We start from the raw sequence: 6400 nt of genomic DNA on the forward strand, positions 1-6400 counted from the left end.
CTTCCGACCAGATGGCCAGGATGATGCAGGCGGCGATTCAGAAGAACAATCTGATGAAGCAGCCGATGGTGGTATCGCTGAAGGGAGGAGCATCGGGCGCCGAGGCGCTGATGTACATGACGTCGAACCCCGGCGATCCGCACAAGGTGTTGATCGCCTATTCGCTCATATACATGCTGCCGCTTTCCGCCAAGATCCCGTTCAACTGGCGCGAGCTTACGCCGGTGTCGATCATCGCGCTTGACGAGTTCGTGCTATGGGACAACACCACACTCCCTTACGCGAACGTGAAGGACCTCGTCGCCGCCGCCAAGGGCGCCAATCCACCATTCAAGATGGGTGGCACGGGTTCCAAGCGCGAGGACCACGTGCTCACCGTGTTCCTGGAAAAGAAGACAGGCGCGAAGTTCGCGTATCTGCCGTACAAGTCCGGCGGGGAAGCCGCGACCCAGCTGGTCGGCAACCACACCCAGGCGAACGTCAACAATCCGTCCGAGAACCTCGAAGTCTGGCGCGCCGGCCAAGTGCGCGCGCTTTGCGTGTTCGACAAGGAGCGCATCCAGTACAAGGCCAAAGTCGCCGGCGCCATGTCCTGGAACGATATCCCGACCTGCAAGGACGAAGGCGTCGACGTGCAGTATCTGATGCTGCGCGCGATGTTCCTGCCCGGCAAGGTGACGCCCGAGCAGAGCGCGTTCTACGTCGATCTGTTCAAGAAGCTCACGCAGACGTCGGAATACAAGGACTACATGGAGAAACAGGCGTTGAAACCCGTGTTCATCACCGGCAAGGACATGCTCAAGTTCCTGGAAGAGGACGACGCGCTCAACAAGAACCTGATGACCGAAGCCGGTTTCGTCGCCAACTAGCTTATGAAAGGACGAACGAAGGCCGCTCCTGCGCGTCCTGCGCTCGCGGCATTCGTACTTCCCTGTACAGCATAGGGCTTCATTAGATGGCGTCGAAATCCGAAGACGAAATCGTTGTCGAGGACCCGACTGCGCCGGCGAGGGACTCGCCGGCGGTGGCCACCAAACGCACCGTCGACATCGCCGTTTCGCTACTGCTGCTCGCGCTCGCCGGGCTGCTGGGATTCGACAACTGGCGCACCGGCATGGGGTGGGATTCGACCGGCCCGCAGGCCGGCTACTTCCCGTTCTATCTTTCGGTCATCCTCGCCGCTGCGTGCCTCTGGGGCGTCGTCAAGGAATTCCTGGCGCGCAAGCACGCGAGCGGAACTTTCGTCACGCGCGCGCAGCTTCGCCGCGTCATGCAGGTATTCGTCCCGACCCTGCTCTTCTGCCTGGCAATGCAATGGCTCGGGATCTACGTGGCCAGCTTTCTGCTGGTTGCAGGCTTCATGGTATTCATCGGACGGATCGCGACCTGGAAATCACTGCTCACGGCGTTGCTCTTCTCGCTCATCATGTTCACCACCTTCGAGATCGCCTTCGACGTCATCATGCCCAAGGGGCCGCTCGAAGCCCTGTTCGGGCGCTAGCGCGCGATGGAAGCTTTCGGCCTTCTCCTCTACGGCTTCAGCGTCCTGCTGACCTGGAAAATCCTCGCGCTGATGATGGTCGGCCTGATGCTCGGCATTTTCGTCGGCGTGCTGCCGGGCCTGGGGGGGCCTAACGGGGTCGCGATCCTGCTGCCGCTCACCTTCACGATGGATCCGACCTCGGCCATCGTGATGCTCTCCTGCATCTACTGGGGGGCGCTGTTCGGCGGCGCGATCACCTCGATCCTGTTCAACATCCCGGGCGAGGCCTGGTCGGTGGCCACAACGTTCGACGGTTATCCGATGGCGCAACAGGGCAAGGCGGCGGAAGCACTGACTGCGGCTTTCACCTCGTCCTTCATCGGGTCGTTCGTCGCGGTGCTGCTGATCACGTTCCTCGCGCCCGGCATCGCCTCCTTCGCATTGAAATTCGGACCGCCGGAATTTTTCGCGGTTTATCTTCTCACCTTCTGCTCGTTCGTCGGGCTCGGGCGCGAGGAGAAGCACAAGACCATCATTTCCATGTCGCTGGGCCTACTGCTGACGGGCGTCGGCTTGGACACGGTCTCCGGAACGCTGCGCATGACCTTCGGTTCAAGCGATCTCCTGCGCGGAGTCAACTTCCTGGTCGCGGTCATCGGACTGTTCGGCATCAGCGAGATCCTGCTGACAATGGAGGAGCGGCTCGCGCTGCACGGCCATTCCGCGAGCATCAGCCTGCGCGTTGTCCTGAAAGTGTGGAAAGACCTGCCGCGCTACTGGGTCACGCTGCTGCGCTCGTCTGTGATCGGATGTTGGCTCGGCATCACGCCGGGTGGAGCGATCGCCGCCTCCTTCATGGGCTACAACCTCGCCAAGCGCTTCTCCAAAGACAAGGATTCGTTCGGAAAAGGCCGCATCGAAGGCGTGTTCGCGCCGGAGACGGCTGCGCATGCTTCCGGCACTTCGGCGCTGTTGCCGATGCTCGCGCTCGGCATCCCGGGCTCGGGCACGGCCGCGATCCTGCTCGGCGGCCTGATGGTGTGGGGGCTCAACCCGGGGCCGCTGCTTTTCGTCGAACACAAGGACTTTGTCTGGGGCCTGATCGCGTCGATGTATCTCGGCAACGTTGTCGGTCTCATCATCGTGCTCACGACCGTGCCGCTCTTCGCCGCCGTCCTGCGGGTACCGTTCGCGGCGATCGCGCCGATGATCGTGGTATCCTGCGCGATCGGCGCCTTTGCCATCCAGAACGCCATGTTCGACATCTGGCTGATGCTCATCTTCGGCGTCGTCGGCTACGCGTTCAAGAAGATCGGCATTCCGCTCGCCCCGTTAACGCTCGCGCTCGTGCTCGGCAACCGCGCCGAAGACTCGTTTCGCCTCTCGATGATTGGGGCGGGTGGTGACATGCGCGTGTTTTGGTCGAACGGCCTGGTCGGGAGCATCACCACATTGGCGCTGCTCTTGCTTTTCTGGCCGTTGATCTCCAAGGCATGGCATGCGATCCGCCCCGCCGCGCAATGAAGCCACTATCGTTCTATCACTGAGATTTTGCAGGAGTCGCCCATGTCTACGGAAGTCATCCTTGTCAATCGTGATGCCGATGTCGCCACGGTCACTCTCAACCGGCCGGAGAAGTTGAATGCGCTGACAAAACCGATGTGGAAGCGGCTCGGTGAAGTGATGCGCGAGGTATCGGCCGACGACAGTTTGCGCTGCGTGGTGCTGCGCGGCGCGGGCGAAAAATCGTTCGCGCCTGGCAACGACATCTCCGAATTCGCCAACACGCGCTCCAACTCCGCCCAAGCACGGGAATACGGCGCGGTGCATCATGAGGCACTGGCCGCGCTCGACGAGTGCCGCCACCCGATGGTGGCGCTCATCCACGGCATTTGCGTCGGCGGCGGACTGGAGATCGCCGCGCTGTGCGACCTGCGCATCTGCGGCGTGTCGAGCCGTTTTGGCATCCCCATCAGCCGCCTCGGGCTGACCCTCGGACTGCGCGAAATGCGCGGGCTGATGTCGCTCGTGGGCAAGGCGGTCACGCTCGAGATCCTGCTCGAGGGCCGCGTGTTCGGCGCCGAGGAGGCGCTGCAAAAGGGCTTGGTCACGCGCGTGGTGCCGGACGATAAGGTCGAGGAAGAAGCCTATGCCACGGCGCGGCGTATGGCCGACGGCGCCCCGCTGGTGGCGCGCTGGCACAAGAAATTCATGCGTCGCCTGCACGACCCGGCCCCGCTCACGCCGGCCGAACTCGACGAAGGCTACGCCTGCTACGACACCGAGGATTTCCGCACCGGTTACCAGGCGTTCCTGGCCAAAACCAAACCCGGATTCAAGGGGCGTTGACCATGGCTGCACACGGACCACTGACCGGCGTCAAAGTCATCGAACTCGCGCACATCATGGCCGGTCCCATCTGCGGACTGATGCTCGCCGACATGGGCGCTGACGTGATCAAGGTTGAAAAAGTGCCCGACGGCGACGACACGCGCCGCATGGTGCCGCCGACGATGGACGGCGAGTCAGCCGCGTTCATGGTCCTCAACCGCAACAAGCGTGGCGTCTCGATCAACATGAAAAGTACCGCTGGCAAGGCCGTGCTCGAAAAAATGCTCGCCACCGCCGACGTGGTGATCGAGAACTACCGCCCCGGCACCATGGAGCGTTTCGGGCTTGGCTACGAGACACTGCACAAACTGAATCCCGCGCTCATCTATTGTCAGGTTACCGGTTTCGGGCGCACCGGCCCGTACGCGAACCGCGCCGGTTTCGATCTCATCGCGCAGGGTCTCTCCGGCATCATGAGCGTCACCGGCGAAGGCGCCGGACGCCAGCCGGTCAAGGCCGGTCCGCCGATCACCGACATCAGCGCCGGCATACTCGCCGCCATGGGCGTACTCGCGGCCTACGTGCACCGGCTCAAGACCGGCGAGGGCCAGCTGGTGGACACCTCGCTGCTCGAGGCCGGTGTCACCACCACCTACTGGCAATCGGCCATCTGCCTGGCCACCGGCCAGTCGCCCGGCGCGATCGGCTCGGCGCATCCGTTAAGTGCACCTTATCAGGCGGTGCAAACCCAGGACGGCTGGATCAACATCGGCGCCGCCAATCAGGCGAACTGGAAACGGCTCGTCGAGGTGATCGGCAAACCGGAACTCGCCGACGATAAGCGCTTCCTCGACAACGCCGCGCGCATGCAAAACCTCTCGGCGCTGATCGATATTCTGACCAAAAACTTCCGCACAAGCACGACATCCGACTGGCTCGCGCGGCTCGAGGCCGCCGGCGTCCCGGCGGGACCGGTTCTGTCCATCGGCGAGATGCTCACCGACCCGCAGGTGCTGGCGCGGGACATGGTGGTGGAAGTCGAGCACAGCCGTCTTGGGCGGATGAAAACACTCGGCCCGCCGGTGAAGTTCTCAGCCACACCCGGCAGCGTGCGTCATGGCGCGCCGCAACTGGGCCAGCACACGCGCGAGGTATTAAAGGAATACGGTTACAGCGAGGCGGAGATCGCCGCATTGGTTGGCAACGGCGATGTGATCGCCCTATAGGTATCAGGCCAGGACGAACGTTTAAACGACAGTCTGAGATACGTCCGCTATCGGCCGATTCTGTTGAAAAACTCCTTTTTTGATCGAGGCCAGAAAATATCAGCCCCGTCAGCGAATCATTCACTTCGACAAATGGGGGAGAATGTTGTGGCGGCGATATCGCCGTGAGACGCCTCCAGTGAGCGTAGGCATCGTATTAACTTCAAGTATTCAACAGAAATCAATGTTGGTGGAAAAATCTGCTCTGTAGATTTTCGAGTTTTTCAACACATAGGCCAGAAGCATATACGGACGTTCGTGGCGGTGTTCTTGGATGCGCTATCCGGTTTCTTCGGTTTCCCCAAGGATGGTGTGGGTGCCTCCAGGGCTTTTACCGGTCTTTCCTGAGCTGTTTCTGTCTCAAGTCTTCGTCGAACTTGGCACGGAGCGCCAATTTACTTTTGGCCCACGAGTCCCCCTTTTGGGCGGCTTTCGCATACCACTTTAAGGCCTCGTCAATATTTTGGCTGGTTCCTAGCCCCCGTTCATACATCTCACCGAGATAGTACTGGGCGCGCGTATCACCTTTCATGGCCTGAGCACGCTGAAGCTGGAACAGCCGATCATCAGTATCGTTGAGACCAGCCGCACCTGCCGACACGCTTGTCACTGATAAGAACAACACCAGTAAATGACTTAAAAACCTAATGGACATAACGTACCTTTGGAGCCATCTATTGCGCTCATCACATTCTCTTCCATAGAAGACGCCATAAATAATTTAACTAATTCAAATCAGGGGGGTTAATGTTGCTCACAGGGTTCGTGTATGCGTACGCAACGCCTGGCCTCAAGCCACGTATTTGTTCCCGATCTGGCGGAAAATGGTGCGGATGCTTTGGCTGCCGTTGATGGTATCGGGCCCCACGCTTTTGGCCTTGTCCAGGTAAGCCTGAACTTCCCGGATCAAGTCCATCGCATTTTTCATATTCGTCGTGAGATTGCCGATGCCGAGACTGACGGTCACGCGAAACCTTTCACTCGCGTGGATGAAGTGGTGAAATTTTACGGTGCGGCGGATGCGCTGTGCCAACACCACGGTCTCCGCTTCATTCAACTTATGCAGGAGTATTACAAAAGTGTCGTTGTCGTACTGGGCCAAAGGCTCTTTCTGGTGCAGCGCGGAGCTGACAAGCTTCTTGACCTCGCGCAGCACCATCGTAGCCGCATCCGGCCCGTGCGTTTCAGCGATCTTCGCGAAGCCGTCTACGGCGACCATCATCAGCGCCAGGTCTTCGTTCTGTTTCTTGGCCTGTTCAAAATCCTGATCGATCCGCCTGAGTACCTCTTGCCTGGCGTAATCGTCGGTCCGGGCGTCCCG

General features: G+C 60.5%; 7 protein-coding genes. 5 read left to right on the forward strand and 2 right to left on the reverse strand.

Going from position 1 to position 6400, the window contains the following annotated elements; all coding sequences use genetic code 11:
• The 5 genes from WB402_RS03450 to WB402_RS03470 form a co-directional block, all read left to right on the forward strand.
• The coding region (locus tag WB402_RS03450; protein ID WP_424205521.1) for a Bug family tripartite tricarboxylate transporter substrate binding protein at positions 1-869 on the forward strand (869 nt) is incomplete at its 5' end.
• Positions 870-955: 86 nt separating this feature from the next.
• Complete coding sequence (locus tag WB402_RS03455) at positions 956-1501, forward strand: tripartite tricarboxylate transporter TctB family protein (protein WP_424205522.1); 546 nt, start codon at positions 956-958, stop codon at positions 1499-1501.
• A 6-nt stretch (positions 1502-1507) separates the two neighbouring features.
• A complete protein-coding gene (locus WB402_RS03460) occupies positions 1508-3007 on the forward strand; it encodes a tripartite tricarboxylate transporter permease (RefSeq protein ID WP_424205523.1) in 1500 nt (499 codons plus the stop codon).
• Positions 3008-3049: 42 nt separating this feature from the next.
• Positions 3050-3832 (forward strand): enoyl-CoA hydratase-related protein, encoded by a 783-nt coding sequence (locus WB402_RS03465; protein ID WP_424205524.1) that lies wholly within the window; start codon positions 3050-3052, stop codon positions 3830-3832.
• A 2-nt stretch (positions 3833-3834) separates the two neighbouring features.
• Entirely contained in the window at positions 3835-5040 is a 1206-nt protein-coding gene (locus WB402_RS03470) for a CaiB/BaiF CoA transferase family protein (protein WP_424205525.1), read from the forward strand.
• Between the two features lie 370 nt (positions 5041-5410).
• On the opposite strand, the gene WB402_RS03475 is transcribed toward WB402_RS03470, so the two are convergent.
• Complete coding sequence (locus WB402_RS03475; RefSeq protein ID WP_424205526.1) at positions 5411-5734, reverse strand: tetratricopeptide repeat protein; 324 nt, start codon at positions 5732-5734, stop codon at positions 5411-5413.
• A 135-nt stretch (positions 5735-5869) separates the two neighbouring features.
• Positions 5870-6400, reverse strand: a 531-nt coding sequence (locus tag WB402_RS03480) for a GGDEF domain-containing protein (RefSeq protein ID WP_424205527.1), incomplete at its 5' end; no start/stop codon positions are given.

The organism is Sulfuricaulis sp., assembly GCF_049587675.1.
GTDB lineage: Bacteria > Pseudomonadota > Gammaproteobacteria > Acidiferrobacterales > Sulfurifustaceae > Sulfuricaulis.